This window comes from Streptosporangium nanhuense (assembly GCF_059358815.1).
Window position 1 is genome coordinate 50,428 of the sequence record NZ_JCADBG010000019.1, and the last position, 26,222, is coordinate 76,649.

At 73.1% G+C, this 26,222-nt stretch carries 26 protein-coding genes; 11 read left to right on the top strand and 15 right to left on the bottom strand.

The window, feature by feature from the left end:
• Positions 1-31: 31 nt before the first annotated feature.
• Together AC5L38_RS31180 and AC5L38_RS31185 are read right to left on the bottom strand one after the other, a co-directional pair.
• Entirely contained in the window at positions 32-460 is a 429-nt protein-coding gene (locus tag AC5L38_RS31180; protein WP_495246376.1) for a VOC family protein, read from the bottom strand.
• A gap of 10 nt (positions 461-470) precedes the next feature.
• Positions 471-911 (bottom strand): helix-turn-helix transcriptional regulator, encoded by a 441-nt coding sequence (locus AC5L38_RS31185; RefSeq protein ID WP_495246377.1) that lies wholly within the window; start codon positions 909-911, stop codon positions 471-473.
• Between the two features lie 223 nt (positions 912-1,134).
• Between AC5L38_RS31185 and AC5L38_RS31190 the strand changes: the two genes are divergently transcribed.
• The 5 genes from AC5L38_RS31190 to AC5L38_RS31210 are packed head-to-tail and all read left to right on the top strand — an operon-like array spanning position 1,135 to position 6,086.
• Entirely contained in the window at positions 1,135-2,688 is a 1,554-nt protein-coding gene (locus AC5L38_RS31190) for an ABC transporter substrate-binding protein (RefSeq protein ID WP_495246378.1), read from the top strand.
• On the top strand, positions 2,685-3,665 hold the full coding sequence (locus AC5L38_RS31195) for an ABC transporter permease (protein WP_495246379.1): 981 nt from the start codon (positions 2,685-2,687) through the stop codon (positions 3,663-3,665). The genes AC5L38_RS31190 and AC5L38_RS31195 overlap by 4 nt, the downstream gene beginning before the upstream one ends.
• 39 nt (positions 3,666-3,704) lie before the next feature.
• Complete coding sequence (locus AC5L38_RS31200) at positions 3,705-4,517, top strand: ABC transporter permease (RefSeq protein ID WP_495246380.1); 813 nt, start codon at positions 3,705-3,707, stop codon at positions 4,515-4,517.
• A complete protein-coding gene (locus tag AC5L38_RS31205) occupies positions 4,514-5,452 on the top strand; it encodes an ABC transporter ATP-binding protein (RefSeq protein ID WP_495246381.1) in 939 nt (312 codons plus the stop codon). Before AC5L38_RS31200 ends, AC5L38_RS31205 begins: the two co-directional genes overlap by 4 nt.
• Entirely contained in the window at positions 5,445-6,086 is a 642-nt protein-coding gene (locus tag AC5L38_RS31210) for an ABC transporter ATP-binding protein (RefSeq protein ID WP_495246382.1), read from the top strand. Before AC5L38_RS31205 ends, AC5L38_RS31210 begins: the two co-directional genes overlap by 8 nt.
• Before the next feature lie 181 nt (positions 6,087-6,267).
• Here the strand turns inward: AC5L38_RS31210 and AC5L38_RS31215 are convergent, their stop codons facing one another.
• Complete coding sequence (locus AC5L38_RS31215; RefSeq protein ID WP_495246383.1) at positions 6,268-7,068, bottom strand: SDR family NAD(P)-dependent oxidoreductase; 801 nt, start codon at positions 7,066-7,068, stop codon at positions 6,268-6,270.
• Between the two features lie 90 nt (positions 7,069-7,158).
• Between AC5L38_RS31215 and AC5L38_RS31220 the strand changes: the two genes are divergently transcribed.
• Complete coding sequence (locus AC5L38_RS31220) at positions 7,159-7,791, top strand: TetR/AcrR family transcriptional regulator (protein WP_495246384.1); 633 nt, start codon at positions 7,159-7,161, stop codon at positions 7,789-7,791.
• 201 nt (positions 7,792-7,992) lie between these two features.
• Positions 7,993-8,595 carry a hypothetical protein gene (locus tag AC5L38_RS31225; RefSeq protein ID WP_495246385.1) on the top strand — a complete coding sequence of 201 codons (603 nt, stop codon included), beginning with the start codon at positions 7,993-7,995 and terminating at the stop codon, positions 8,593-8,595.
• A 19-nt stretch (positions 8,596-8,614) separates the two neighbouring features.
• On the opposite strand, the gene AC5L38_RS31230 is transcribed toward AC5L38_RS31225, so the two are convergent.
• Both AC5L38_RS31230 and AC5L38_RS31235 read right to left on the bottom strand, forming a co-directional pair.
• Entirely contained in the window at positions 8,615-9,307 is a 693-nt protein-coding gene (locus tag AC5L38_RS31230) for a TetR/AcrR family transcriptional regulator (protein WP_495246386.1), read from the bottom strand.
• 89 nt (positions 9,308-9,396) lie between these two features.
• On the bottom strand, positions 9,397-10,683 hold the full coding sequence (locus AC5L38_RS31235) for a cytochrome P450 (protein WP_495246387.1): 1,287 nt from the start codon (positions 10,681-10,683) through the stop codon (positions 9,397-9,399).
• Positions 10,684-10,931: 248 nt separating this feature from the next.
• Between AC5L38_RS31235 and AC5L38_RS31240 the strand changes: the two genes are divergently transcribed.
• Together AC5L38_RS31240 and AC5L38_RS31245 are read left to right on the top strand one after the other, a co-directional pair.
• On the top strand, positions 10,932-11,522 hold the full coding sequence (locus AC5L38_RS31240; protein WP_495246388.1) for a TetR/AcrR family transcriptional regulator: 591 nt from the start codon (positions 10,932-10,934) through the stop codon (positions 11,520-11,522).
• A 54-nt stretch (positions 11,523-11,576) separates the two neighbouring features.
• Positions 11,577-12,230, top strand: a complete 654-nt coding sequence (locus AC5L38_RS31245) for a dihydrofolate reductase family protein (RefSeq protein ID WP_495246389.1) — start codon at positions 11,577-11,579, stop codon at positions 12,228-12,230.
• 142 nt (positions 12,231-12,372) lie between these two features.
• On the opposite strand, the gene AC5L38_RS31250 is transcribed toward AC5L38_RS31245, so the two are convergent.
• The 7 genes from AC5L38_RS31250 to AC5L38_RS31280 all read right to left on the bottom strand — a co-directional run bounded on the left by AC5L38_RS31250 (position 12,373) and on the right by AC5L38_RS31280 (position 18,638).
• Positions 12,373-13,230 carry an SGNH/GDSL hydrolase family protein gene (locus tag AC5L38_RS31250; RefSeq protein WP_495246390.1) on the bottom strand — a complete coding sequence of 286 codons (858 nt, stop codon included), beginning with the start codon at positions 13,228-13,230 and terminating at the stop codon, positions 12,373-12,375.
• Between the two features lie 259 nt (positions 13,231-13,489).
• Positions 13,490-14,263 (bottom strand): ABC transporter ATP-binding protein, encoded by a 774-nt coding sequence (locus AC5L38_RS31255; protein ID WP_495246391.1) that lies wholly within the window; start codon positions 14,261-14,263, stop codon positions 13,490-13,492.
• Positions 14,260-15,327: a FecCD family ABC transporter permease gene (locus AC5L38_RS31260; protein WP_495246392.1), complete on the bottom strand. Its 1,068-nt coding sequence runs from the start codon at positions 15,325-15,327 to the stop codon at positions 14,260-14,262. The genes AC5L38_RS31255 and AC5L38_RS31260 overlap by 4 nt, the downstream gene beginning before the upstream one ends.
• Positions 15,328-15,331: 4 nt before the next feature.
• Positions 15,332-16,357 (bottom strand): FecCD family ABC transporter permease, encoded by a 1,026-nt coding sequence (locus AC5L38_RS31265; protein WP_495246393.1) that lies wholly within the window; start codon positions 16,355-16,357, stop codon positions 15,332-15,334.
• A gap of 9 nt (positions 16,358-16,366) precedes the next feature.
• The gene (locus AC5L38_RS31270; RefSeq protein ID WP_495246394.1) at positions 16,367-17,407 is read right to left on the bottom strand and encodes an ABC transporter substrate-binding protein; all 1,041 of its coding nucleotides are present in this window, start codon (positions 17,405-17,407) and stop codon (positions 16,367-16,369) included.
• Positions 17,408-17,601: 194 nt separating this feature from the next.
• Positions 17,602-18,333 (bottom strand): hypothetical protein, encoded by a 732-nt coding sequence (locus AC5L38_RS31275; protein ID WP_495246395.1) that lies wholly within the window; start codon positions 18,331-18,333, stop codon positions 17,602-17,604.
• 77 nt (positions 18,334-18,410) lie between these two features.
• The gene (locus AC5L38_RS31280; protein ID WP_495246396.1) at positions 18,411-18,638 is read right to left on the bottom strand and encodes a hypothetical protein; all 228 of its coding nucleotides are present in this window, start codon (positions 18,636-18,638) and stop codon (positions 18,411-18,413) included.
• 238 nt (positions 18,639-18,876) lie between these two features.
• On the opposite strand from AC5L38_RS31280, the gene AC5L38_RS31285 reads away from it, so the two are divergent.
• The gene (locus AC5L38_RS31285; RefSeq protein ID WP_495246397.1) at positions 18,877-20,067 is read left to right on the top strand and encodes an NAD(P)/FAD-dependent oxidoreductase; all 1,191 of its coding nucleotides are present in this window, start codon (positions 18,877-18,879) and stop codon (positions 20,065-20,067) included.
• Positions 20,068-20,119: 52 nt separating this feature from the next.
• Positions 20,120-21,079 (top strand): RNA polymerase sigma-70 factor, encoded by a 960-nt coding sequence (locus AC5L38_RS31290; RefSeq protein WP_495246398.1) that lies wholly within the window; start codon positions 20,120-20,122, stop codon positions 21,077-21,079.
• Positions 21,080-21,112: 33 nt separating this feature from the next.
• Here the strand turns inward: AC5L38_RS31290 and AC5L38_RS31295 are convergent, their stop codons facing one another.
• The 3 genes from AC5L38_RS31295 to AC5L38_RS31305 form a co-directional block, all read right to left on the bottom strand.
• Positions 21,113-21,715 (bottom strand): class I SAM-dependent methyltransferase, encoded by a 603-nt coding sequence (locus AC5L38_RS31295; RefSeq protein ID WP_495246399.1) that lies wholly within the window; start codon positions 21,713-21,715, stop codon positions 21,113-21,115.
• Between the two features lie 75 nt (positions 21,716-21,790).
• On the bottom strand, positions 21,791-24,145 hold the full coding sequence (locus tag AC5L38_RS31300) for a HelD family protein (RefSeq protein ID WP_495246400.1): 2,355 nt from the start codon (positions 24,143-24,145) through the stop codon (positions 21,791-21,793).
• A gap of 246 nt (positions 24,146-24,391) precedes the next feature.
• Positions 24,392-26,194 carry a glycoside hydrolase family 99 protein gene (locus tag AC5L38_RS31305; protein WP_495246401.1) on the bottom strand — a complete coding sequence of 601 codons (1,803 nt, stop codon included), beginning with the start codon at positions 26,192-26,194 and terminating at the stop codon, positions 24,392-24,394.
• Positions 26,195-26,222: the final 28 nt, after the last annotated feature.

Consider the following 26,222-nt stretch of genomic DNA (forward strand, 5'->3'; position numbering starts at 1 on the left):
GCTCACGCGGCGGGCCCGCCACGGCCGGACGTCACCCCTTGGACTCCTTGGACTCCTTGGCCTCCTGCTCGATCCGCACCATGTTTCCCGAGGGGTCGCGGAAGGCGCAGTCGCGCGGACCCCAGGGCTGGTCGATGGGCTCCTGCAGCACCTCGGCGCCCGACGCCCGCACCCGCTCGAAGGTCGCGTCGAGATCGTCGGTGCTGAAGACGCTCATCGACAGCGTGCCCTTGGTGAGCAGTTCCTGCACGACGTCGCCGTCGGCCTGGGAACGGCCGGCATGCGGTTCCGAGAGCACGATCTCGAGGCCCGGCTGGGTCGGGCTGCCGAGGGTGATCCAGCGGAATCCGCCGGAGGCGACGTCGTTGCGCACCTCGAGGCCGAGCGCGTCGCGGTAGAAGGCGAGCGACTCGTCCGGGTCGTTGACGGTGATGTGAGAGTAGCGGAGTGCGATGTTCATGTCGCCAACGTTAGGCGGCGGCGGCGCGGTCCGCTTCTCGGATCCTGCTCGGCGGGTTCCTCGTCGGGCGGGTGCGCACCTTCGCCACGCAGGCGGGCATCGCCGCCACGGCCCGGTGCTCCCGGCCGCGGTAGGCGCTCGGCGTCTCCCCGACGATCTCGGTGAACCGCGAGCTGAACGAGCCGAGCGACGTACAGCCGACCGCCATGCACGCGTCGGTCACGCTCATCCCCCCGCGCAGCAGCGCCATCGCCCGCTCGATCCGGCGGGTCATGAGATAGCTGTACGGCGTCTCGCCGTAGGCCGCCCGGAACCGGCGCGAGAAGTGCGCTGGGGACATGAGCGCGCGGCGGGCCATCGTCGGCACGTCGAGCGGCCGTGCGTACTCCCGGTCGATCAGATCCCGAGCCCGGCGCAGGTGGGCGAGGTTGGCGAGGTCTTCCGGGCTCATGGCGCGACCCTACCATTCCGTCCGGCCAGACCAAGATCATGGAGAGGTGCCCGGCTCCGGGGGTGGCCTTCTGGCCGGGGGGCGACCGGTGGTGAGCGCCCGAGACGGAACGCGTGCCGGTGAACGGCGTGCCGGGACCGGTCACGAGCGGTGCGGTCGTGAACCGTGCGGGAAGAGCCACCCGGACTATTGCGAGCTATTTGCAAGTGATAGAAGTTCCCATGTGACTCAGCTTCCCCAGAAGTACGCCACGCTGTGCGCCGCCCTCGCCCTGGCGGTCACGGCCTGCTCCGCGCCCCGGGGCCCGTCCACCGCGCCGGACGACACGTTCGTCATCGGCCTGAGCTCTGAGTTCGACAACCTGAGCCCGGTGCTCGGATTCTCCCCCGACGGCGGCTCGCTGATCTTCGACGGGCTGATGACCCGGGCCCCCGACCTCACGCTCAAGCCCGCGCTCGCCACCGACGAGCCCGTCGTGGCCGAGGACGGGAAGAGCGTCACCTTCACCCTGAGGGAAGGGTTGAAGTTTCACGACGGCAAGCCGCTGACCAGCCAGGACGTGGAGTACACCTACGAGGCGCTGCTCGATCCCGCCAACAACTCCACGATCAGGAGCGACTACTCGGCGATCGAGGACGTGGCGGCTCCCGACGCGCGGACCGTGGTGTTCAGGCTCAAGCACCCCTACGCGCCGCTCGTGCAGCGCACCACGCTCGGCATCGTGCCCAAGGGCACGCTGGAGAAGACCAGGCCGGTCGGCAGCGGCCCCTACCGGTTCGTCTCCTGGACGCCCGGCGACAAGATCGTGCTGGAGGCCAACAGGGAGTACTGGGGCGGCGCCCCGGCGATCCCCAGGCTGGTGCTCGCCTTCGCGCCCGACGACAACGTGCGCGCGACCCGGATCCGGGCGGGCGACTTCGACGCCACCGTGCTCCCGCCGAAGGCCGCCACCGGCCTGCGGGGACAGCCGGGCGTGACCGTGTACGACGTGCCGAGCGCCGACTACCGCGCGGTCATGTTCCCGATGACCCGGCCGGTGACCGGCGACCGGGCCGTGCGCAAGGCGTTCGGCCTGGCCCTGGACCGGCAGGCGATGGCCGACACGATCCTCGCCGGCGCGGGCACCCCCGCCTACGGGCCGATCTCGCCCGACACCGGGTGGCACGACCCCGAGGTGACCGGCGGCGCCGCCGACCCCGCGGCGGCCGGCAGGCTGCTCGACGAGGCGGGCTGGACCCTGGGTGAGGACGGCGTCAGGGAGAAGGACGAGAAGAAGGCCCGGTTCACCCTGATGTATCCGGCGGGCGACTCGCTGCGCAAGGAACTCGCCCTGGCCGCCGCCTCCGACGCCAAGGGGATCGGGCTGCTGGTCGAGCCTGCCGGCCTGGACTGGGACGCCATCGAGGCGCGGCTGGGCACGGACGCGGCGGTCATGGGGTTCGGCAGCCCCTACGACCCCGACTACGTCAACTACGAGCTGTTCCACTCCGACTTCAAGGGCCGGGGCTTCCTCAACCCGGGCCGCTACGACAACCCCGAGGTCGACAGGCTGCTGGAGCGGGGCAGGGCCGCGGGCGAGAAGGCGGAGCGCGAACGGGCCTACACCGGCTTCCAGAAGATCGTCAGGGACGACGAGGTCTTCTCCTACCTGGTCTTCCTCAAGCACGTGTACGTGGTCCGCGGCGAGTACGAGGGCATCGTGCCGGGCGTGGACGCGCACGAGCACGCCACCGGGGGCCTGTTCGCCGGAATCCACACCTGGAAGCCGGCCGCGTGAGGGCGGTACTGAAGATGATCGCCTGGCGGGCGGCCTTCGCCGTACCGCTGCTGATGGTCGTCACGATCGGCATGTTCGCGCTGGCCCAGGCGTCCCCGTTCGACCCGGTCAGGCAGTACCTCGGCGAGCGCGCGCTGGTCACCTCGCCGGAGGTGGCCGAGTCGATCAGGCGGAACTGGGGCCTGGACCGGCCGGTCGTCGAGCAGTTCGCCACCTGGTTCGGCAACCTGGCCGCCGGAGAGCTGGGCGAGTCGCGCTCCCTGCACCGGCCGGTCGCCGAGGTCATCGGCGAGCGGCTCGGCTGGACGCTGCTGGCCACCGGCTCGGCGCTGGTGCTGATGCTCGCCGGCAGCCTGGTGGTGGGCACCCTCGCCGCCTGGCGGCGTGACTCCTGGCTGGACCGGGTGATCACCGGTGGCGCGTTCGCCAACGAGGCCGCCCCGGTGTTCTGGCTGGGGCTGCTCGCCGTCTGGGTCTTCGCGGTCCAGCTGGGCTGGCTGCCCGCGGGCGGCCTGACCGACCCGGCGTCGACCACGGTCGACCCCCTCGACGTGGCCCGGCACATGATCCTGCCGGTCACGGTGCTGGCCGTCTCCCAGTCGTCGTGGCTGGTGCTCTACGTGCGCGAGTCGGTCATCGGGGTACTGCGGGAGGACTTCGTGATCGGCGCCCGCGCTCGCGGCCTGCGCGAGCGGACCGTGGTCGTGCGGCACGCGCTGAGGTCGGCGCTGCTGCCCTTCCTCACGCTGCTCGGCGCCCGCGTCCCGGAACTGGTCACCGGCGCGATCCTGGTCGAGACGGTCTTCTCCTGGCCGGGTGTCGCCGCGGCCTCCGTACAGGCGGCGCTGGCCATGGACTTCCCGCTGCTGGCGGCGCTCACGCTGCTGGGCACGGCGGCGGTGCTGGCCGGCAACCTGCTGGCCGACATCGCCTACACCGTGGCCGATCCGCGGGTGCGAACGCTGGGGGTGGGCTGAATGCCGGTTCCACAGGCACGAACTCCGGAGGTGGGCTGAATGCCGGTGAGACTCGCGGCCGGCACCCTGGTGGTGCTGGCGCTGGCCGTACTCCTGGTGCCGCCGATCGTGCAGCTCGACCAGAGCCTGGTGGACCTGCGCGCGGCCGGGCAGCCACCCTCCCCGTCCCATCTCCTCGGCACCGACGAGGTCGGGCGGGACGTGCTGATCAGGTCGATCTACGGCCTGCGCGTATCCTTCCTCGTCGGGCTGGTGGCCGCGCTGGTCAGCATGGTGATCGGCGGGCTCGTGGGCCTGGCGGCGGGCAGCCTGGGGGGAGCGGCCGACCGCGTCCTCATGCGGGTGGTGGACGGTTTCAACGCCCTGCCGCACCTGCTGTTCGGCATCTTCATCGTCGCGCTGTTCGCGCCGAGCGCCGCCGCGGTGGTGGTCTCCGTCGGCGTGACGCACTGGACGACGGCGGCGCGGATCGTCCGCTCCGAGGTGCTCTCGCTGCGCTCGCGCCCGTTCGTGGAGGCGGCGGTCTCCGCAGGGGCGACCAGGACGCGCGTCATCCGCCGCCACCTGCTGCCGCACCTCCTTCCCCATCTGGTGCTGGCGACGGTGCTGATGGTGCCGCACGCGATCTGGCACGAGACCGCGCTGAGCTTCCTCGGCCTGGGACTCCCGCCGCACCTCGCCTCGCTCGGCAACATGATCAACGACGGGCAGCGGTCGCTGCTCACCGGTGACTGGTGGTCGAGCCTGCTGCCGGGGCTGTTCATCCTCGTACCCACGCTGGCGGTGTCGGTGCTGGCCCAGCGCTGGCGCGACCGGCACACCCCCCGCTGGAGATCGGAGCTGGAACTGTGACCGACCAGGGACGGCTACGGGTCCGGGACCTGAGCGTCGGCTTCCGCGTCCCCGGCGCGACGGTGCGGGCGGTGAACGACGCGAGTTTCGAGGTACGCCAGGGCAGGTGCCTGGCGCTGGTGGGGGAGTCCGGCTGCGGCAAGTCGGTGCTCGCGCACGCGCTGCTCGGCCTGCTGCCCGCCAACGCCTCCGTCTCCGGCCAGGCCTGGCTGGAACACGGGGGCGGGGAGCCGGTGGAGCTGGTCGGCGCCTCGCGGGCCGTACTGGCGAGGCGGGTGCGCGGGCGCGCGATCGGTCTCATCCCGCAGAGCCCGGCCACCCACCTCACGCCGGTGCGCACCGCGCGGGCGCAGCTCCAGGAGGTCGTCCGCGAGCTGGGCTCGCCCGCCACCGCCGACGACCTGGCGGCACGGTACGGCCTGAGCCCGCACGAGCTGGACCGCTACCCGCACGAGCTGTCGGGCGGCATGGCCCAGCGGGTGGCGAACGCGATCGCGCTGGCGGGCGACCCGTGGCTGGTGCTGGCCGACGAGCCGACCAGCGGGCTGGACCGGCCGCTGGTGGACCGGGCGATGGCGACGCTGCGCGAGCTGTGCGACGAGGGGCGCGCCGTACTGCTGATCACGCACGACCTGCGCGCCGCCGAGCGGGTCGCCGACGACCTCGCGGTCATGTACGCCGGCCGCCTGGTCGAGGCCGGACCGGCGGCCGAGGTGCTCGGGCGCCCCCGCCACCCGTACACGGCGGGCCTGGTGGCCGCCCAGCCGGACCGGGAGTTCGTCCCCATCCCCGGGATGCCGCCCGAGCTGACCCGGCTGCCCCGGGGATGCGCGTTCCGGCCGCGCTGCGGCCGCCACACCGAGCGGTGCGCCGCGCCGCCGCCGATGGACGGCGGCGTGGCCTGCCACCACCCCCTGGAGGACAGGCATGCTTGAAGCGGCCGGCGTCACCGTCAGGTACGGCGCGCACACCGCCCTGGACGGGGCGTCCCTGACCGTCAGGCCCGGTGAGGTGACCGGCCTCGCCGGGCCGAGCGGCTGCGGGAAGTCGACCCTGGCCAGGGTCATGGCGATGATGCTGCGCCCGTCGTCGGGCACCCTCGCCGTGGACGGCACGCCCGTGACGCGCTGGCGGCAGCGCGCGGCGCGCGAGCTGCGTACCCGGGTGGCACTGATCTACCAGCAGCCCAGGCTCGCGGTGGACCCGCGTCTCACGCTCGCCGAGGTGATCGGCGAGCCGCTGGCCGCGAACGGGCGGCCCGGCGCGGGACGCGTCGCCGAGCTGGCCGAGGAGACGGGCCTCACCGGTGAGCTGCTCACCCGGTGGCCGCACGAGGTCTCCGACGGGCAGCTGCAGCGGGCCTGCGTGGCCAGGGCGCTGACCCTGGAACCCCGCTACCTGATCTGCGACGAGATGACCACCATGCTGGACGCCTCCACCCAGGCGCACCTGGTCGGCGTGGTGAACACCTACCGGGAGCGCACCGGGGCGGGGGTGCTGGCGATCAGCCACGACCAGGTCCTGCTGGACCGCTGGGCCGACGGGATCGTCGGCTTCCCGATCGGGTGACCCCCGCGGCGCCGCGTCCCGGGGGCGGTCGTCCACCCGCGCGGTCGTCCACCCGCGCGGGCGTCCAGCCGGTCCGGCCGGTTCCGTGCCGCCTTTTCGTGGTGCCTTTTCGTGGTGCCTTTTCGTAAAGGGCGGCCCGCGGACGTCCTCTCGCGGACGGCGGCCGGTTTCCCGAAGGCGGTCAGTGGACGCCGCGGACGGTGCCGCCGTCCACTCGCAGGGTGGTGCCGGTGACGTAGTCGGCGAGCGGGCCGCTGAGATAGAGGACCGCGGCGGCGATCTCCTCGGGACGGCCCATCCGGCCGACGTCGTTGGGCACCAGTTCCGCGATCGCGTTGCGTTCGATGTCCTGCCACGCCTCGCCCCAGCCGCGGGCCGGGGCGAGGTCGGTGAGGAAGCGCTGGACGCTGTCGACCAGGATGGCGCCGGGGGCGACGGTGTTGGAGGTGACCCCGGTGTCCTTCAGCTCGCGGGCCAGGGAGACCGTGAGGTTGTGGCGGGCGGCGAGGGTGGCGTTGTAGTGGGGCAGGTCGGCGCCCGGCTGCAGGCCGAGCCCGCCGCCGATCTGGATGACGCGGCCCCAGCCGCGCCTGTGCATGCCGGGGACCAGGCGCCGGATCATGCGGACGCCGGAGACGACGTTGAGCTCGTAGGTCTGGAGCCAGTCCTCGGCGGTGGCGTCCTTCCACCCGCGGTGGGGGTAGGCGCCGGCGTTGTTGACGAGGATGTCGATCGGGCCCCCGGCCAGCGCGGCCTCGGCCGTCGCGTCGGCGCCGGCGTCGGTGGTCAGGTCGCCGATGGCGACGTGGGCGCCGCCACCGGCCGCCCGGACGGCGTCGGCGACGGCCTCGGTGCGGGCGCGGTCGCGGCCGTGGACGACGACGTCGGCGCCCTCGGCGGCCAGGGCCCTGGCGACGGCCTCGCCGAGGCCGGAGCTGGAGCCGGTGACCAGCGCGCGCCTACCTGTCAGTTGAAGATCCATCTCATCCTCACATCGTGGTCCGGGTGCCGGCACGACCCGGCCCCGCTATGTCTACACTCGTAGACTTAATTTGAGTATACGCTTGTAGACATGAGTGATGACACCGGGTCCGGCGCCCCCTCGGACCGGCCGCAGCGGGGAGGCGACGCCCCGGGCAGGCGACGCCGCGACGCCGCCGCCACCCGGCAGGCCATCCTGGACGCGGCGGTCGAGGCCTTCACCCGGTTCGGCTACGACGGGGTGGGGGTCCGCGACATCGCCCAGAGCGCGGGCGTGACCGCGATGCTCATCAACCGTTACTTCGGCTCGAAGGAGCGGCTGTTCGCGGAGGCGGTCGACGTCGCCTTCGCGCCGCGCACCGTGATCGCGGGCACCGGCGCGGAGCTGGCCGGCGAGACCGCGCGCGCGTTGGTGGCGCGGACGGCGCCGGAGGCGGAGGAGCTCGGGCCGTTCCTGCTCATGCTGAGGTCGGCGGCCAACCCCGGGGCCGCGCGGATCATGCGCGAGGCGATCGGCAGGCATGCCGGGCGCCACCTCCACGAGGAGCTGTCCGGGGACGGGAACGGGGATGGGGATGGGGCCGGGGTCCGGGCGGAGCTGATGCTCGCCGTCCAGGCGGGGGTGTGGCTCATGCGCAGGGTCCTGGGTACGACGGCGCTCGCCGAGGGGGAACCGGAGGAGCTCGCCGGGCGGATCCGATCGCTTTTCCAGGTGCTTGTGTGAGCCTCACCGCCCCCGGGGGGTACGTCCGTGCGGAGCCCCAAAGAGGGAGATACCGGGCATATGGACGTAGATCGTTGAAGGCGGTAGCGTCGACCCCGTAGTCATGGCGACGGGAGCTGCTGGATGTCATCGAAAACGGCGAGGCGACCTCGGGTTCCGGCCCGGCCGGATGCCCGTTCGTCCAGCTGGACGGGTTACCTCGTGACCGCTCTCGCCGCCGTCGCGATAGCCGGGCCGCTGGGCTACTTCCTCGCTCTCCCCGACGCCTCCCAGGTCGCCGTCGCCGACATGCGGGCGGCGGAGACGAAGCGGGACGTCCAGCAGATCGGCGAGCTGACGACCACGGCGCGGAAGACCGTCGAGGAGCTGAACGGGGTGCTCGCCGGGCTCGCCGAGGTGCTTCCCCGGGACGGGGCGCCCGGCACGCGGTCGGCGGAGCAGGCGGAGGTCGACGGCTGGAAGCGCGCCATGCGGCAGGCCGTCGACAGGCACGCGGAGACCCCCTCGGGAACGACCGCGACCAACGTGGCCCGTGCGGGGCTTCGCAGCGCGGTGGACGCCATGGCGATCGCGGTCGACGCGTACGCGGCCGGCCGGGAGCTTCCCGCGGACCTGCGGAAGCCCTTCCTCGATCTGGCGGCCCGCCAGCGGTCCGCCGCCGTCACGACGTGGTCCGTCGCGGCGACACAGCTCGACCAGATCAACATCGACGCCGGCAAGGGTCACCAGCACGTCTACCTGACGAGCGCCCCGGGAGAAGGGGGCATGTCCGCGGACACGGTTCCGGAAGGCAGCCACGAGTAGCCGTACCGGCCTGAAAGGCTCATCCCTCGGGCACCGGAGTGACGGTGACGCTGGGGCGGTCGAGGCCCCTGGCGAGCTCGGCGATCACCTCGTCGATCTGCCGGCTCAGCATGGCGGTGGGCGGCGTCTCCTCCAGGCCCGGCACCAGCCACTGGTCCAGGACGACGCGGAGCGCCGCCAGCGCGGCGGCCGCGCACAGCGCGGGGTAGACGGGTTCCGGGGGCCGGCTCGCCGGTGCCAGTCCGACGCGTTCGGCGATCGCCCCGGCGAGCGCCTTCTCCTGGGCGGCGAGCACGGCGAGCTGCTGGGGCACCAGCGACGGCGCCTTGCGGATCAGCCGCAGCGCCTCGATGTGGTCACGGGTGGCGTCGCCCTGGTCCATGATGACGAGCACCGCCTCGCGGAACGCCCGCAGCACCGACTCCGCCCGCGGCCGCGCCCGGAACTCGGCGATGAGCGCCTCGGCCGCCGCCGCCGACGAGGCGAGCACGGCCTCCTCCTTGCTGGAGAAGTAGTTGAAGAAGGTGCGCAGCGCGATGTCGGCCTCTTCGGCGATCTGCTCGACGGTGACGTTCTCCACGCCGTGGCGGATGGACAGGCGAAGGGCCGCCTCGCGCAGCGCGGCCCGGGTGGCCTGCTTCTTGCGCTCGCGGCGTCCGGCCGCCGGCGCCGCGGAGCGGGCCTCCTCGCCGACCGGCGCCGAGCTGACCATCCGACCTCCTCACGCCCCGTGACCGCTCCCATTATGGGCTCCCCGGCGGGCCGGCCGGTCTCGGGGCGGCCCGCCGGGCCGGGAGGGGGTCAGGACCAGGTCACCGGCAGCGAGTGCACGCCGAAGATGAGCATCTCGTTGCGGACCGGAACCTCGCCGACGGGTACGGCCAGGCGCAGGCCGGGCAGGCGGGTGACCAGCTCGCCGAGCCCGACCTTCATCTCGACGCGGGCCAGCTGCTGGCCCAGGCACTGGTGGACGCCGTGGCCGAAGGCCAGGTGCGGGGTGCGGGAACGCGTCAGGTCGAGGCGGTCGGGGTCGGGCCAGTGCTGCGGGTCCCGGTTGACCTCGGGCGTGGCGATGACCACGGTCGCGCCGGCGGGGATGTCCACGCCGCCCAGGGTGACGGGCTCGGTGGTGACCCGGCTGACGCCGAGCTGGATGATGCTCAGGAAGCGCAGCAGTTCCTCGACGGTGTTGTCGATCAGCGTGGGGTCGGCGCGCAGCGCGGCGAGCTGGCCGGGGTTCTCCAGCAGCGCGAAGGTGCCCAGGCCGAGCATGTTGGCGGTGGTCTCGTGGCCCGCCCCGAGCAGGACGAGGGCGACGTCGACGAGCTGGGCGTCGGTCAGCGGCGGGTCCGCGTCGTGGATCAGCCCGGACAGCAGGTCGTCCGCGGGATCGGCGCGCTTGGCGGCCACCAGCCGCTGCATGAACGCGTACAGCTCGGCGCCGGCCCGGGCCCGCTCGTCGGCGCTGCTGGTGGAGTCCAGCGAGACGGCCGTGCGTTCCTGGAACTCGCCCCGGTCGGCGTAGTCGACGCCGAGCAGCTCGCAGATGACCAGCGAGGGCAGCGGCAGCGCGAACGCCGGCACGAGGTCGGCCTCGGTGCCGGCCGCCTTCATCGCCTCGATGTGCTCCACCGCGATCTCGGTGACCCGCGACTCCAGCTCGCGCATCCGCCGGACGGTGAACTGGCCGGTCAGCAGCCGTCGCAACCGGGTGTGCTCCGGCGGGTCCATGAAGACGAAGAACCCGTCCTCGCGGGTTTCCACGCCCGGCGGCTCGGGTGCCCTGCCCGCCAGCTCGGCCACCTCGTGCGGCTGCAGCGAGGTGGCGTCGCGGTGGCGCATCTTGTCGGCGCTGAAGCGCGCGTCGGCCAGCACGGTGCGGGCCTCCTCGAAGCCGGTCACCAGCCAGGCCTGTGCCCCGTTGAGCAACGGCAGCGGCCGGACCGCCTCCTGGCCGTCCCGCTGCCGTAGGCCGGGTGGCGGGTCGAACGGGCACCGGCCGCGCTCCACCATCTCGGGGGGCAGGATCCGGCGCATCGCGGTGGGGCTCGCGCTCGGGGACTCCTCGGTCAGGTTGTCGTCGTTCATCCGCACGTCCTGTTCTCGGGCGGGCCGTCGGGCCGCTCGCGGCGAAGGGGCAGTCCAGGCGTCAAACGTACACGACGCGCATCGATGCGTGTCGTGCAAATTTAAGCCGGAACGGCTCCCGTCGTGGATCGGGGGCCCGCTTCCGGCGAAGCGTCCGGCGGAGCGTCCGGCATCCAAACCACTTCAATTGACGTACTTCAATCGGAGTGCTCTACTTGGAGTGCTTCGGAACCAGGAAGGGGTGCGGGATGCGCCAGAATCCGGCCCGGCGGGCCGCGCTGCTCGACGGCGCCATCGAGGTCCTCGCCCGCGAGGGCGCGCGCGGCCTGACCCAGCGCGCCGTCGACAAGGAGGCGGGGGTGCCCGTGGGCACCGCGTCCAACTACTTCCGCAACCGCGACGACCTGCTCGTCCAGGCCGGAGCCCGCGTCTACGAGCGGCTCAGGCCCGACGAGGACGCGCTCGCCGAGATGTTCGGCCGGGCGCGCGACGCCGCGTCGTACGGCGTGATGCTGCGCGAGAGCGTCGGCAGGGTCACCGCCTTCCGGGCCGGGCACCTGGCGCTGCTGGAGCTCCGGCTGGAGGCCACCAGAAGGCCGGAGCTGCGTACGCTGCTCACCGAGCGGGTCCGCGCCGACATCGACGAGAACGTCGCCCGGCACGAGGCCGCCGGCCTGCCCGGCGGCGCGACCGCCGTCCTGCTGATGTACCTGGCCATGAACTGGCTGGTCGTGGAGCAGCTCACGCTGCCGGACGTCTTCACCGACGCCGAGCGTGAGGAGCTGGTCACGCGGGCGGTGGAGCGCATCGTCACCCCGTTCCCTGCCGTCACGAAGTGACCCCCGGTGGCTCCCCGCCACCTTTCACCTTGAGCGATCGACAAAGGACCTGTCTTGCGCAAGCTCGTGTACTTCGTCGCCTCCACGCTCGACGGTTTCGTCGCCGGCCCCGACGGCTCCGACCCCACCGGCCCCGGAGGCTTCTTCTCCCCGTCCCAGGACTACGTCCGCCACCTCGTCGAGGAGTACCCCGAGACCCTGCCGGGGCCGGCCCGGGCCGCGCTCGGTGTCACCGCCGAAGGCGTCCACTTCGACACCGTCGTCGAAGGCCGTAAAAGCTATGAGGTCGGCCTCGCGGCCGGTGTGACCAACGCCTACGCCCACCTCAGGCACCTGGTCTTCTCCCGGACCCTCGCCGAGAGCCCGGACCCCGGCGTCGAGCTCGTCGCCGGTGACCCGGTGGCGGCGGTGCGTGAGCTGAAGCGCGAGGGCGGCAAGGGCGGCAAGGGCGGCAAGGGCGGCAAGGGCGGCAAGGACGTCTGGCTCGTCGGCGGCGGCGAGCTGGCCGGCACGCTCTACGGCGAGATCGACCGCCTGGTCGTCAAGCTCAACCCGCTCACCGCCGGCACCGGCATCCCCCTCTTCGGGCGGAGGGCGGTCTTCGCGCCCGCCGCCTGGGAGCTCGCCGGCCATACCGTCCTCGACAGCGGGGTGGCCTTCCTCACCTACGACCGGCGCCCCGGCACCCCGCGATCCTCCGACGGGTAGCGGTGCGGGCGGGCGAGGGGCATGCCGCCGTCTCCGGTGCGTGCGGACCGGCGCTCACGGGCCGCCCCGGTTCTGGAGGCGAACCGTCGGCCCGCCTCCAGGACCGGGGCGGGGTCCTTTCGGCGGGCCGGGGGGCGGCCGGTTACAGGGCGGGCACCGGCGGCGAGCCGGGCTGGCTGACCGGGTAGGTCACCTCGGCGAGGACCCGCTGCCCGCTGGTGTTGGGATGGAAGTAGTCCCAGGTGCTGAGCTGCCCGAGGGTGAAGGGGTAGGAGAAGACGGCGTCGCCGTCGTACCTGCAGGTGCTGTACTCCGCGCAGACCCGGGCGAGCACGCCGTTGAAGTCGATCACCCGCTGCCTGACCCGGTCACGGCGTGCCTCGTCCTCGGCGGAGGTCGAGCGGGGGGAGGCCAGCATCGAGCGGCAGATGGAGAAGGCGGCCCAGGCCGTACGCGCCGAGGAGCTGTCCTTGCCGACGAACCACAGGCGCTTGAGGTCGGGGATGCTGGCGACGAACACCGACGCCTGCGGGATCCCGGCCGCCAGCTCCCGCATCGCCTCCCGGAAGCGGCTCTCGAAGTCGGCCACCGACGTCATCGACGACTCCGAGGAGGTGCACGCGTCGTTGGCGCCCATGAGGATCGTCACGTAGTCGACGTTCCGGGAGGCGGCGGTCCTCGCCTGCCCGGCGAGATCGGCGATCTTCGCGCCCGAGCGGGCGTCGTTGTAGGCGGTGAGATCGGGGTTCTGCGCCCTGATCCGGTTGCGATGGCTGTCGACCGAGGTGCTCGACCCCGTCGACCACGACCGGCCGGTGCAGTCGGCGAACCAGCCGCAGGCGTTGAACCCGCGGGTGATCGAGTCGCCCAGGCCGGACATGGAGGTGGGCGGCGCGACGGTGTCCGAGGTGGCGGACACCGCGGGGGCCGCGGGGACCACGGCCCAGCCGAGGGCCGCGGCGAGGACGAGGGCGATGCGGAGGGCATGGCGTTTCGACAAGGGACCTACCTCTGGCTGGGGGGTGCCGGATGTCGATCGTGCATCGCCCGGGGTCGGCCGTACATAGGGGAAACAGAAGACTTACGCCTTGGTCAACTCCGCAGTCAGAAAGGGCCGCGCCGGTTCCCCGCGGCGCGGCGGCCAGGCCGCCGTCACGCCGGGAGGCGCGTCGGCCTCCCGGCGGTCCTCCGTGACGCCGAGAGCCGGGCGGCTCGACGACGGCCCGGCCCTCGGCGTCACGGGGGCTCCGGTGAGCCTTCTAGGCGGGCACCACGATGGGAGTCCCGGCGACCGGGTCGGGGACGATCAGGCAGGACAGGCCGAAGACCTTCTCGACCAGTTCGGCGGTGATCACCTCGGACGGGGGGCCCTCGGCGACGATCGTGCCGCCGGCCATGGCGATGATGTGGTCGCAGAAGCGGCAGGCGAGGTTGAGGTCGTGCAGGACGGCGACGATGGTCTTGCCGGACTCGGCGTTGAGCCCGCGCAGCAGCCGTAGCAGCTCCACCTGGTGGTTGATGTCGAGGAACGTGGTGGGCTCGTCGAGCAGCAGCAGGTCGGTGTCCTGGGCCAGCGCCATGGCGACCCAGACCCGCTGCCGCTGCCCGCCGGACAGGGCGCGCAGCGGGCGGTCGATCAGGTCTGCGGTGTCGGTCGCGGCCAGCGCCCGGGTCACCGCCTCGTGGTCGCGCTCGGTCCACCGGCGAAACCAGCCCTGGTGCGGGTAGCGGCCCCGGGAGACCAGGTCGGCGACCGTGATGCCGTCGGGCGCCACGGGGGTCTGCGGCAGCAGGCCGAGCACCTTGGCCACGTCGAGGGTGCTCAGCTCGGCGAGCGTCCTGTCGTCGAGATAGACGGTCCCCCGGCGTGGCTTGATGAGCCGGGCCAGGCCGCGCAGCAGCGTCGACTTGCCGCAGGCGTTGGCACCGACGATCGCGGTGACCTTCCCGTCGAGTACGGAGACGTCGAGGTCGGTGATGACGGCTCGATCGTCGTAGCCCAGGGACAGGCCCTCGGCGCGGAGACGGCTCATCCGCCTGCTCCTTGTCGGTTCGTGGTGGCGAGCAGCCACAGAAGGTACGGCGCGCCGACCGCTCCGGTGACCACGCCGGTGGGCAGCGCGGTCGGCAGCAGCTGTACGGCGACCAGGTCGGCGGTGAGCAGGACCATCGCGCCCACCAGGGCCGCGGCGACGATGCCGCCGGTGGCGGGGCCCAGCAGCCGGTTGGCGATCGGCCCCGCGACGAGCGCGACGAAGACGAGGGGCCCGGCCGCCGCGACGGCCAGCGCGACCAGGACCACGGCGGTGGCGAGCAGGCCCGCGCGGGCGAGCTCGGTGGGCACGCCCAGCCCCCGCGCGGCGTCGTCGCCGAGTTCGAGCACGCGAAGCTGCCGCTGCAGCAGCATGGCCAGGGGCAGCAGGACGACCAGCGCGCCCAGCAGGAGCCGCAGCTCGGCGTCGCTGGCCTGCCCGACCGAGCCGGTCAGCCAGTGCATCGCCTGGCGCGCCTCGAACAGCTGGGCACGGGTCAGCACGAACCCGGTGAGCCCCTCGAAGAAGGCCGCCACGCCGATGCCGAGCAGGATGAAGCGGTAGCCGCTCACCCCGTCGCGCCAGGCGAGCAGATACATCAGCAGGGCGGACACGATGGCCCCGGCCAGCGCGAGCCCGGCTATGGCGATCCCGCTGACCTGCAGGAACACGATGCCGGTGACCGCGGCCAGGCTGGCGCCCGAGGAGATGCCCACGAAGTCGGGCGAGGCGAGGGGATTGCGGAGCAGGTGCTGGAAGATCGTCCCGGACGCGCCGAGGGCGAGCCCGACCGCGAGGGCGGTCGCGGCGGTGGGCAGCCGCAGGCCCAGGACGACGAAGTCCAGGCTCGGGTCGTCGACGGTGCCCAGCAGCGACCCGAGGACCTCGGCGGCGGAGAGGCGGAAGCTGCCCACCATCATGGTCACCACGAACAGGGCGGCGACGGTCGCGGTCAGCGCGGAGGTCACCACCACGCTCCGGGCCGTACGGCCGCGCCGGGTGGCGCGGACGGCGTCGGAGACGGCCGTGAGGGCGTCGTGGGTCATTGCCGTGTTCTCAGTCATGTCCTCACACCTCCGACAGCCGGCCGTAGCGCACGATCACCACGAAGACCGGCGCGCCGAGCACCCCGAGGACCACGCCGACCTGCAGCTCCCCGGGAGCGGCCACGACCCGGCCGAGCACGTCGGCCAGCAGCAGCACGACCGGCGCCAGCAGCATCGAGTACGGCAGGATCCACCGGTGGTCCGGGCCGCAGAGCGCCCGCGCGAGGTGCGGCACCACCAGCCCGATGAAGACGATCGGCCCGCAGGCCGCCGTGGCCGCGCCGGCGAGCACCGCGACGACGCCGAAGGCGACGGCCCTGGTGAGACCGACCCGCTGGCCGAGCCCTCGCGCGACGTCCTCGCCGAGCGCGAGCCCGTTGAGCGCCCTGCCCAGGCACAGCGCCGCGGCCAGGCCGGCGAGCAGGAACGGCGCGACGCTCTCCAGGACCGGCGCGTACCGGCCGGCGAGCGACCCGACCTGCCAGAAGCGCAGCTCGTTCAGCGCGTCGACGTTGGTCATGACGATGCCCGTGGTGACGGAGCCGAGGCCGGCCGTGACCGCCGCGCCGGCCAGGGCCAGCTTGACGGGGGTGGCGCCCTCGCGGCCGAGCGACGCGATCGCGTACCCCAGCAGGGTCGCGATGATCGCGCCCGCGAAGGCGAACCAGATGTAGACGCCCACGCCCCGGATTCCCAGGACCGTGAACGCGAAGACCACCATGACGGCGGCGCCGGAGTTGATCCCCATGATCCCGGCGTCGGCCAGCGGGTTGCGCGTGACGCCCTGCAGGATCGCGCCGGCCAGGCCCAGGGCCGCGCCCACCAGGACGCCCAGGAGCGTGCGCGGCACGCGCAGCTCCAGGGTCACCGTGCCGGCGATCGACTCGTCGGCGCCGAGGCCGCCCAGTGCCCGCAGGACGTCGGGCAGGCCGATGTCACGCGAGCCGAGGGTCACGCTGAGGAACGCCACCGCGGCGAGCAGGACGCAGAGCGCGACGAGCCCGAGTCCGAGGACCGGGGCTCGTCGCGGTGAAATCGTGCTGGACATCGAGAGGGATCAGTCGCCGAGGTTCTCGTCGGCGGTCTTGATCGCCTCGGTGAGCTTGTCCACCTCGGTGGCGAAGTCGCCGAAGGTGTGCAGCCAGTACGCGGGCCAGGCCGCCACCGCGCCGGCCTTGGCCGCCTTGATCTTGAACCAGGTGGGCTGCTTCTTGCCCCACTCGGCGTTGGCCGTCGGGGTGAAGGACCGGCCGTCCCACAGGATCAGGTCGGGCTGGTACTTGTCGGCGTTCTCCCAGCTGAGGTTCTCCCAGTACGGGAAACCGGGGTCCGGCTTGGCCGGGTTGATCACCTTCAGGCCCCAGCGCTGGAAGTCCAGCAGCTCGGGCGCGTACTCGGGGTTGGCGGCGTACAGCTTGTCGTCGGCGGGCGACATACCGAGGGCCGTCAGGCCGGGCTTCTCGGCGACCGCGGCCTTGAACTTCTCGACGGACTCCTCGAAGCGCTTCTTGTTCGCGGCGATCTCGGGGGCGTCCACCTTGGCGCCCAGGCTCTTGGCGAGGCTCTCGTACCCCTCGGCCAGGTCCTCGATGGACTTGCCCTGGGAGACGCCCACGACGGGGGCCAGCTCGGCGAGCTTCTTGCTCTTCTCGTCGACGCCCTCCTCCAGGCCGCTGTGCGCCTTCTCCGCGGGCCACCAGTCGGCGACGATCAGATCCGGCCGCAACCCGGCCGCCTTCTCCACGTCGATCTTGCCCCACTCCTGGCCGAGGAGCTCGATCCCGGAGAGGTCGAGGTCCTTGAGGTTGGGGTCGGTCTTGACCGACTCGTCGGCGTAGATGCCGACCGGCTTGATGCCGAACGACATCAGCGCGGCCGCCTCACCCGAGTGGGCGATGATCCGGGTGGGGACCTTGTCGGCCTTGACCGTCTCGCCGGAGCCGTCGGTGAACGACCACGGGCCGGCCGACGGGGGCTGGGCACCCGACGGGGGCTGGGTGCCGGAGGAGTTCTGCGTGCCGGGGGAGTTCTGCGCACCGCAACCACTGAGCGCAAGGCCCAACGTCGCCACGACGAGAACCCGACGCAACGTGCGCATGCGGTGTTCCTATCTCACAAGAAAAAACTTCGCCCCAAAGTTAGGTTAGGCTACCCAAAATAGCAACCCCAGACCTTTGTGACCGATCTCGCTTTTTCGACCGAATGCTAGCTAACTGCGTGTTTTGGGGTTGAAGTGGCCTGGATGACTCTCTCGGCCGCTCACCCGTACCGGCCGCCGCGAGGTACGAGGCGCTAGCCCAGGGTGCCGAGGAACGCGGCCCCGGCCGCCACGGCCACCGCCACCGGGTACACCCACCACCTGGGCGCCTTCCCCTCCCTCAGGACCGTGACGCCGAGCGGTACCAGCGCGGCGCACAGGCCCGCCGCGGCGAGGACCGACATCGGGCCCGTTCCCTTGAGCACGCCCAGAGGCATGGCCGACATCAGCCCGAGCGCGACGGACCGCGCGGTCCCCGTCACCCCGGTGCCGAACACGCCGGCCCGCCGGGCGCCGACGGCCAGGACGACCCATCCGGAGACGATCGCGACGTTGAACGTCTGGAAGATGTGGAACGCCGAGTACTGGTCACCCACGACCTTCAGCGCGACTTCCAATCCCCGCACGTCCACCAGCTGGAACGCCAGATGGTCGACGCCCGCGTGGAAGACGCGGGCGAACAGCCCGGCCAGGACCAGCCCCCCGCCCCACAGCGCCCAGCGGGGGTGGGAGACCCCGATCCGTCCGGCCACGGCCATCGCCGCGGGCGCCAGCAGGACGATCCCGGCGGCGAAGGCGCTGTAGGAGGCGGTCATCAGCGCGGGGGCGTCGGAGAAGGCCGCGAGCTGGTCGGGAAAGAAGTCTCCGGCTCCCAGGCGCAGCAGCACGCCCGCCAGGACCAGGACCGGGCCCAGGACCAGCCCCGCGCCCTCCGTCCAGCGGCCGGGGAGGCGGAAGGCGGACGGCACGCCGTGTGTTCTCGTCATGCCCGAGATTCAACCGGCGCGGCCCGGCCGCCGCACTGGCGCTGGGGCGAGCCTGCGGGGTAGAGCCGGCACTACCCTCAGACGCCCAGATAGGCGAGGACGGCGAGCACGCGGCGGTGCCCGCCGGTGCCCGCCACCGGAACGGTGTCCACCAGCCGCAGCCGCCGGCGCTCGATCCCGGCCACCAGCGGGGCCGCCGCCACCAGGACGACCAGCCCGGCGGTCACCCGGACCGGCACCGGCTCCAGGAGGGCGAGGGCCGCCGCGACCAGCCCGGCGAGACCGCACAACAGGACGCTCGACAAGAGGTACGCCAGCGACCTCCACGGCCACGAGGACCGCAGGAAGGCGGACGGGCGCAGGGAGATGGCCTCGAGTGCGTTCGTACGCGCACCGTGAGACGATACGCCCGCCCCGCACCCGGCGCGCGTCCCCGGAGCGCCGGCTCCGGCCGTGAGGATGCCGTGAGGATTTCGCGCGCCGTGTCACAGCGGCCGTCCACGCGGTGTCTTGTGGTCGAACCCCTGGAGCGGAGGAGACACCATGGCAGAGAACACCGAGGTCGTCGTGGTCGGCGGCGGGTACGCCGGCGTCATGGCGGCCAACCGGCTGACCCGGCGCGACGACGTGACGGTGACCCTGATCAACCCGCGCCCGAGCTTCGTCGAGCGGATCCGCCTGCACCAGCTGGTGGGCGGGTCCGACGACGCGGTCGTCGGCTACCGGGACGTCCTGGCCGGGAGCGTCCGGCTGGTCGTCGACACCGTGACGCGGATCGACGTCTCCGGGCGCGGCGTGCGGCTGGCGACGGGCGGCACGGTCGGCTACGACTACCTGGTCTACGCGGTGGGAAGCGGCAGCGCCGACCCGGGCGTGCCCGGGGCGGCCGAGTTCGCCTACCCGATCGCCACCCTGGAGGAGGCGGAGCGGCTGCGGGCCGCCGTCGGCGCCGCTCCCGCCACGGCCGCGACGACGGTCGTCGGAGCGGGCCCTACCGGCATCGAGGTCGCCGCCGAGCTGGCGGAGCGGGGCCGCGCCGTGACCCTGGTCTGCGGTGAGGTGCTCGGCCCGTACCTGCACCCCCGGGGGCGGCGCGCGGTCGCCGGGCGGCTGGCCGAGCTCGGGGTGACCGTGCTCGAAGGCCCCGCCGCCAAGGTGACCGGCGTGACGCGCGACGCCGTGCGGCTCGGCGACGGCCGCGAGCTCCCGAGCGCGGTGACCGTCTGGACCGCCGGATTCGGCGTGCCGGACCTGGCGGGCCGCAGCGGGCTGAGCACCGACGCCCTGGGCCGCCTCCTCACGGACGAGACGTTGACGAGCGTGGACGACGCGCGCGTGGTCGCGGCCGGGGACTCGGCGGCGCCCTCCGGCCTGCCGTTCCGGATGAGCTGCCAGGCCGCGGGGCCGCTGGGCGCGCACGCCGCCGACACGGTGCTCAGCCGGATCGCGGGTGAGCGGCCCGCGCCTCTCGCCATGCTGTTCGTCGGCCAGTGCGTCAGCCTGGGCCGCGGGGCGGGCATCTTCCAGTTCTCCCACAGGGACGACACCGCGACGAGGTTCCACCTCGGCGGCCGCCCCGCCGCGAGGCTCAAGGAGTTCATCTGCTGGGGCACGGTCAAGCAGATGGCCATGGAGGCGAGCAGGCCCGGCTCGCTCAGGGTTCCGGCCTGGGCCGCGGGCGACGGGCGCCGGCGGTCGCTGCGGGACGGGCGCGCCGAGGCGCCGGCCCGTTGAACCGGCGTGTCACGGCCGCCGGATCGGACATCGGGGAAGAGGGGACCACGTCATGGACGCGCGCCTGACCGCCGCCGGAGAGCACGGGCCGGCCGCGAAGGAGGGGGAGCGGGAGACGGGCGACCGCGCCGCCGGCCCGGCGACCGAGGCGTTCGTCGCCCACCGCGACTTGCTCTTCACCGTCGCGTACGAGATGCTCGGATCGGCGGCCGACGCCGAGGACGTCCTGCAGGAGACCTGGCTGCGGTGGGCCGAGGTCGACCTGGGGCGGGTGCGCGACCGGCGCGCCTACCTGGTGCGGATCACGACCCGGCAGTCGCTCAACCGGCTGCGCGCGATGAGGCGCCGCAGGGAGGCCTACGTCGGCTCCTGGCTGCCCGAGCCGCTGCTCACCGCGCCGGACGTGGCCGAGGACGCCGAGCTCGCCGAGAGCGTGTCGATGGCGCTGATGCTCGTCCTCGAAACGCTGTCGCCGACCGAGCGCGCCGTCTTCGTGCTGCGCGAGGCCTTCGACTTCGGCTACGACGAGATCGCGGCCGCCGTCGGCAAGAGTCCCGCGGCCGTCCGCCAGATCGCCCATCGCGCCCGCCGGCACGTCGACGCCCGTCGTCCGCGCGAGGTGGTCTCCCCGGGCGAGGTACGGGCGGCCCTGGAGTCGTTCCGGCGCGTGCTGGAGACCGGCGACCCGCGGGGCCTCCTCGACGTGCTCGCCCCGGAGGTCGTCCTCATAGGCGACGGCGGCGGGGTCAGGCAGGCCGTGCCGCGGCCGGTCGTCGGCGCCGAGAAGGTGGTCCGCATGATCACCGGTGGTCTCGGCAGGACCGAGGGCACGTTCACCGTCGTTCCCACCGTGGTCAACGGCAACCCGGCACTCATCCTGCGCCTCGACGGCGAGATCGACGGCGTCATGGCGGTCCGCGTCGAGAACGCCCGCGTCACCGGTCTCTACTACGTCCGCAACCCGGCGAAGCTGACCCGCGTCGAATCCGAGACCTCGCTCACCCTGCGATGAACACCGGTGGAGGAGTGGCTCCCGCGGCCCCGCTCAGTCCCGAGGCTTGCGCCAGGTGATGCTGTAGCGCAACAGCAGGTGACGGCGGTAGCGGGAGCCGGGCAGGATCCCGGCGGCCAGCGCCCGCATCTGCGGGTAGGTCACCGGCGGCGGCCACACCACGGGGGAGGGGTGCTCCCAGTGGCCCTTCGTGGCACGGTGGAAGGTGCCGACGGCGACGCCGGCCAGGTCGCGCGGCAGGTCCTTGGGCATGGTGCTGCGGGCGAGACCGACGACGGCCAGCACGCCGCCGGGGCGCAGCAGGTCGCGCATGCGGGCCAGCCCGGTGGCGGCGTCCATGTGGTGAAGGGTGGCCACGGAGGCGACGACGTCGAACGAGGCGGGCTCGAAGGGGTGGGTGAGGAAGTCGCCCAGGACGTAGTCGACGTCGTCCCGGTGCTCGCGGGCCTGGCCGATGCTGGGCGCGTCGAGGTCGATGCCGGTGACGTGCGGCACGGCCCGGCGCAGCTCACGGGCGAGCGTGCCCTCGCCGCAGCCGACGTCGAGGGCGCGCCGGGCGTCGCCGGGGACGGCGCGCAGGATGTGGGGGTGGTGATGGATGTTGTGGTTCCATCGCCCGCCGTTCTTCCCTGTCATGTGATCATCCTGCCCCGGACGCCGTGCGCGCGTACCCGGTTCGCGCCTTCGGGAGCGTCAGGGTGGGCGGGAGCGTCAGGGCGGGCCGGCGGGGCCCTGCCGGTGAGCCCGCCCCGCCGGTTCCCGGTCGTCCGCTCCGGGGGGTGCGGACAGGCGGGCGAACAGGGCGGGCGGCTCGCCGGGGTGGAGCACGCCCAGCCGCCGGGTGGGCCGGGTGAGCGCGACGTAGAGGTCGTTGGGGCCGCGCGGCGACTCGGCCGCGATCCGCGCCGGGTCGACGACGAGCACCGTGTCGAACTCCAGGCCCTTGGACCGGCGCACGTCCAGCACCACGACCCGGCGTTCCAGCTCGGGGTCCTCGCCGATCGAGGCGTCCGGCAGCGCGGCGGCGATCTCCGCGCCCAGCTCGGCGAGCCGCCCGGCGGGCACGATCACCGCCAGCCGCCCGTCGGGCGGCTCGCCGAGCGCGGCGGCCTCGCGGACGACGAGGTCCGCGACCGCGCCCGCCGAGTCGGCGCGGACCCGCCACGGCTCGATGCCGGTGCCGCGCACCGGGCGCGGCGGGGTGAGCCCGGTGCCGAGCGCGTCGAGGACCTCGGCCGCCAGGGCCGCGATCTCGGCGGGCACCCGGTAGTTCACGGTCAGCTCGGCGAGCCGCCACCGCTCTCCCGCGTACGGCCCGAGGACCTCCTGCCAGGATGACGCGCCCGCCGGGTCGCCGGTCTGGGCGACGTCACCCACCAGCGTCATCCACCGTCCCGGGCAGCGCCGCATCAGCAGCCGCCAGGCCATCGGGGACAGCTCCTGCGCCTCGTCCACGATCACGTGGCCGAAGCTCCAGGTGCGGTCGGCTGCGGCCCGCTCGGCCGTGGTCCTGGTGTCGGCCTCCTCGTGCCGCTCGGCCAGCCGCTCGGCGTCCACCAGGTCGGCGGCCGTGAGGATCTCGGCCACCTGCCCCTCCTCCAGGTCGGTGGGGCGGGAGCCGTGGGAGATGTCCAGCACCCCCTGGGCGTAGGCGACCCGGCGCCGGTGCCGGAGCCGGGCCGCGGCCCGCTCGGCGGAGGTGTCCTCGCCGAGCAGCTCCGCCGCCTCGTCGAGCAGCGGCACGTCGGCCGGGGTCCAGCCGCCGCCGGGGTCGCGGCGCAGCAGGCCGCGTTCCGCCGCGGTGAGGCCGGGCGCGGCGCGGGCGAGCCGTTCCGGCACGGCGAACAGGTCCTCGATCAGGCGCTGCGGGGTGAGGACGGGCCACACGGCGTCGATCGCCCGCAGCACCCCCGGGTCGTGGCGCAGGTCGTCGCGGATGAGGTCGAGGTCGGCGTCGGTGAGCAGGTCCCCGCCGAGCCGGTCGGCGACCTCGCGGACCAGCGCGCGCACGATCTCCCGCGCGGCGATCGGCGCGGCCTGGTTGTGGGTACGGCCCTCGTCGCCGGGCAGCATGGAACGCCGGGCCGCGTCGCGGGCGCGCAGGCAGGCCGCGCGGTCCAGCCGCAGCGTCATGTCGTCGGTGACGACCTCCAGCGCGTCGTCAGGCGCCCACTGCCGGTCCCGTACGGCCGCGGCCACCACGTCGGCCATCTCCGCCCTGCCCTTGATCGCGGCCACCTCGGGCGCCTCCTCGCGGCGGGCGTCGACCCCCGGGTAGAGCTCGCCGACGGTGGCCGGCAGGACGCCGGTCTCGCCCAGCGAGGGCAGCACCTGGCCGATGTAGCGCAGGAAGGTGGCGTTCGGGCCGACGATCAGCACACCGCGCCGGTCGAGCACCTCCCGGTGCGTGTAGAGCAGGTAGGCGGCCCGATGCAGGGCGACGACCGTCTTGCCGGTGCCCGGGCCGCCCTGCACGACGAGGACGCCCCGGTGGTCGCAGCGGATGACCCGGTCCTGTTCGGCCTGGATGGTCTCGACGATGTCGCCCATCCGCCCGGTGCGGCCGGTGGCGAGCGCGGCGAGCAGGGCCGCCTCCCCGCCCTTCTCCGCGTCCGCCGCGTCGAGGTCGAGGATCTCGTCGCTGACCGCGACGACCGTGCGCTGCCTCGTCCTGATGTGCCTGCGCCGCCGCACGCCGTCCGGGGCGGCGGCGGTGGCCAGGTAGAAGGGCCGGGCGGCGGGGGCGCGCCAGTCGACGAGCAGCGGTTCGTAGTCCTCGTCGTGCAGCGCGACCCGGCCGATGTGGCGGCGCTCGCCGTCGTGCAGGTCGAGGCGGCCGAAGCACAGCCGGTTCTCGGCGGCCCGCAGCCCGGCGAGCCGCTCGGCGTACCTCGCCGCGGCGGCCTCCCGCTCGGCCCGTGCCTGGGGACCGCCCGCGCTGTCGGCCAGGGCCGCGTCCAACCGGCCGGAGACCCGCCTCCGGAGCTCGTCCAGCCGGCCGTACAACCCGGTGACGTACTCCCGCTCCTCGGCGATCTCCTGGGCGATCTCCTCGGGAATTGACACTTTGGGCCCTCCGTGGGATAATGGAAAGGGAGTGTTTTTGTTTTCAGAGCGAGGATCTATTGTAGTCCTCTTTCTCCCTCCTTCAGCCCTGCCGCGTCGCCACATGAGCACGACGCCCTCGGCGCCCACGCGTCCCGCTTCTTCGGTTCCGGCCGGCCGGACGTTCCCGGACGCGAGATGTCCGGCGAGGCACGCCGTGACGCAGTGACGCTGTGACGTCGTGACGCCGTCCGGCCGGGGGCGGGGTCAGGAGTTGGTGACGGTGATGTCGTCGATGTAGGCGGTGAAGGGACCCGCCGTGCCGCCGCGGTCGTAGCCGACGAGGATCTTGTCGATCGTCTTGCCGTTCAGCGCGGAGCCGAGGTCGCTCTGGATCCGCGTCCACGAGCCGACCGTGCCCTTGGGCGCGCCCGGGTGCATGTCGACGCCGGTGGTCGTGGCGGCGGCGCTGTCGCGGAGCGTGGTGCCGTCGGTCATCACGAAGTCGACCGCGACGTTGCGCCCGCCCGCGTCCTTCGGCAGGAAGGAGTACTGCAGCTTGGTCGCGGCGGCAACCGGGATGTTCACGTCGAACACCTGGAAGTAGGCGTGCGAGGCCGCGGCGGAGGCGGCGTTGCCCTGGATGCGCAGGGCGGACGAGCCGATCTGGTTGTCCTCCCCGGTGGCGACCGCGAGCGACTGGCCGGTGACGTTGGTGGTGCCGCCACCGCCCGGCGTGTTGTTCCAGGTCGGCTGGGCGTCGGTTCCCTGCTCCACGCTGGTGCGGAAGAAGACCGGCCCGGTGCTGAGCGGGATGGGCACCGTGTTCACCAGCGGGTCGAGGCCGGTGATCATGCGGGTCGCCTTGCCCGCCAGGCGCAGGTAGAAGTCCGACGCCACGTACTTGCCGTCGGCGCTGGTGGTCAGGAAGTACTGGTTGGTCGGCACCTGCGAGGAGTCCTCGGCGCCCGGCGCGAGGGCCGTGCCCTCGTCGTACTCGTCGAACATCGCGATGAACGCCTGCGGCACCCCCGCCCGGCGCACGCTGGTGGCCTGCTCCCACATGAAGTCGCCGGACCGGCGCGGGATCATGTTGCGCGCGCCGCCGTTCCAGTTGGACCAGGCGAAGCCCGGGTAGATGACCGGCTGGTAGGCCTGGCCGGTCGCGTTCAGCGCGTCACGGTCGCCGGTGAGCAGGCCGTTCGTGTCGCCGACGTATCCCACCATCCACGGCGAGATCATGTCGAACGCGCGGTACACCGGGGCGAACCCGGGCTTGCCGGCACCGGTGCGCCACTCGCGCGGCACGCCGCCGATGACGTACAGGCCGCGGTCCTTGAACCAGCGCACGATGCGCTCGGCCTGGGCGGCCGTGCCCGGCCGGTCCTCGAAGCCGAAGCCCCAGATCTCGACCACGGGCTTGCCGTTCTCCCTGGCGTACGCCGGGGAGTCGGTGAGGTGGAGCTGACCGGTGATCACGTCGGTCCAGTCCCGGGTGAGGACCTGCTCCACGTTGGCGTCGGTCAGGCCGCTGACGTCGTACTCGACGTAGAAACCGCGGCCGTGCTTCTCGGCCGCGTCCCTGGCCCTGGAGGTGATCGTGTTGCGGACCTGGGCGTTGGCCGAGCCGGGATCGGCGACGTCGCTGCCGAAGCGCTGGATCGCGGCGCCGTCGATGCCGTGCTGGCTCATCCACTGGAAGTGCTGGTCGATCACGGCCGTCGGATAGGAGGAGAAGAGCGTCGCGGGCTGGCCGTTGCCCAGCGCCGCGTACCCGGTCTGGTACCTGGCCGAGGCGGGGTACCTGCTCATGTCCGGGTAGAGCTCGAAGGTCTGGTTGCCCGGCGAGGGCTGGGTCCCGCGGGACCAGTGCCGCCAGTTGTTGAGCGGCGAGCCGTCGCCCTGGGCGTTGAACCACCCCTGGTAGCCCGCGTAGACCTTGTTCTTCACGGTGGGAGCCGCGGCGGCCTGCGCGCCGAGGGCCGGGGTCGTGGCCGACCAGCCCAGGGCGGTCGCGAGAAGGGAGACGGCCAGCGTCGCTCTCAGGAGAGATTTGTGGCGGTTATTCACGGATTAGCCTTCGATGGGGGGTGACGGA

Bases quoted from the DNA above. Each gene is read 5' to 3' on its own strand.
- AC5L38_RS31180 (WP_495246376.1), bottom strand. From the start codon at position 460: ATGAACATCGCACTCCGCTACTCTCACATCACCGTCAACGACCCGGAC.
- AC5L38_RS31185 (WP_495246377.1), bottom strand. From the start codon at position 911: ATGAGCCCGGAAGACCTCGCCAACCTCGCCCACCTGCGCCGGGCTCGG.
- AC5L38_RS31200 (WP_495246380.1), top strand. From the start codon at position 3,705: ATGCCGGTGAGACTCGCGGCCGGCACCCTGGTGGTGCTGGCGCTGGCC.
- AC5L38_RS31210 (WP_495246382.1), top strand. From the start codon at position 5,445: ATGCTTGAAGCGGCCGGCGTCACCGTCAGGTACGGCGCGCACACCGCC.
- AC5L38_RS31215 (WP_495246383.1), bottom strand. From the start codon at position 7,068: ATGGATCTTCAACTGACAGGTAGGCGCGCGCTGGTCACCGGCTCCAGC.
- AC5L38_RS31220 (WP_495246384.1), top strand. From the start codon at position 7,159: ATGAGTGATGACACCGGGTCCGGCGCCCCCTCGGACCGGCCGCAGCGG.
- AC5L38_RS31230 (WP_495246386.1), bottom strand. From the start codon at position 9,307: ATGGTCAGCTCGGCGCCGGTCGGCGAGGAGGCCCGCTCCGCGGCGCCG.
- AC5L38_RS31235 (WP_495246387.1), bottom strand. From the start codon at position 10,683: ATGAACGACGACAACCTGACCGAGGAGTCCCCGAGCGCGAGCCCCACC.
- AC5L38_RS31240 (WP_495246388.1), top strand. From the start codon at position 10,932: ATGCGCCAGAATCCGGCCCGGCGGGCCGCGCTGCTCGACGGCGCCATC.
- AC5L38_RS31255 (WP_495246391.1), bottom strand. From the start codon at position 14,263: ATGAGCCGTCTCCGCGCCGAGGGCCTGTCCCTGGGCTACGACGATCGA.
- AC5L38_RS31260 (WP_495246392.1), bottom strand. From the start codon at position 15,327: ATGACTGAGAACACGGCAATGACCCACGACGCCCTCACGGCCGTCTCC.
- AC5L38_RS31265 (WP_495246393.1), bottom strand. From the start codon at position 16,357: ATGTCCAGCACGATTTCACCGCGACGAGCCCCGGTCCTCGGACTCGGG.
- AC5L38_RS31270 (WP_495246394.1), bottom strand. From the start codon at position 17,407: ATGCGCACGTTGCGTCGGGTTCTCGTCGTGGCGACGTTGGGCCTTGCG.
- AC5L38_RS31275 (WP_495246395.1), bottom strand. From the start codon at position 18,333: ATGACGAGAACACACGGCGTGCCGTCCGCCTTCCGCCTCCCCGGCCGC.
- AC5L38_RS31285 (WP_495246397.1), top strand. From the start codon at position 18,877: ATGGCAGAGAACACCGAGGTCGTCGTGGTCGGCGGCGGGTACGCCGGC.
- AC5L38_RS31290 (WP_495246398.1), top strand. From the start codon at position 20,120: ATGGACGCGCGCCTGACCGCCGCCGGAGAGCACGGGCCGGCCGCGAAG.
- AC5L38_RS31295 (WP_495246399.1), bottom strand. From the start codon at position 21,715: ATGACAGGGAAGAACGGCGGGCGATGGAACCACAACATCCATCACCAC.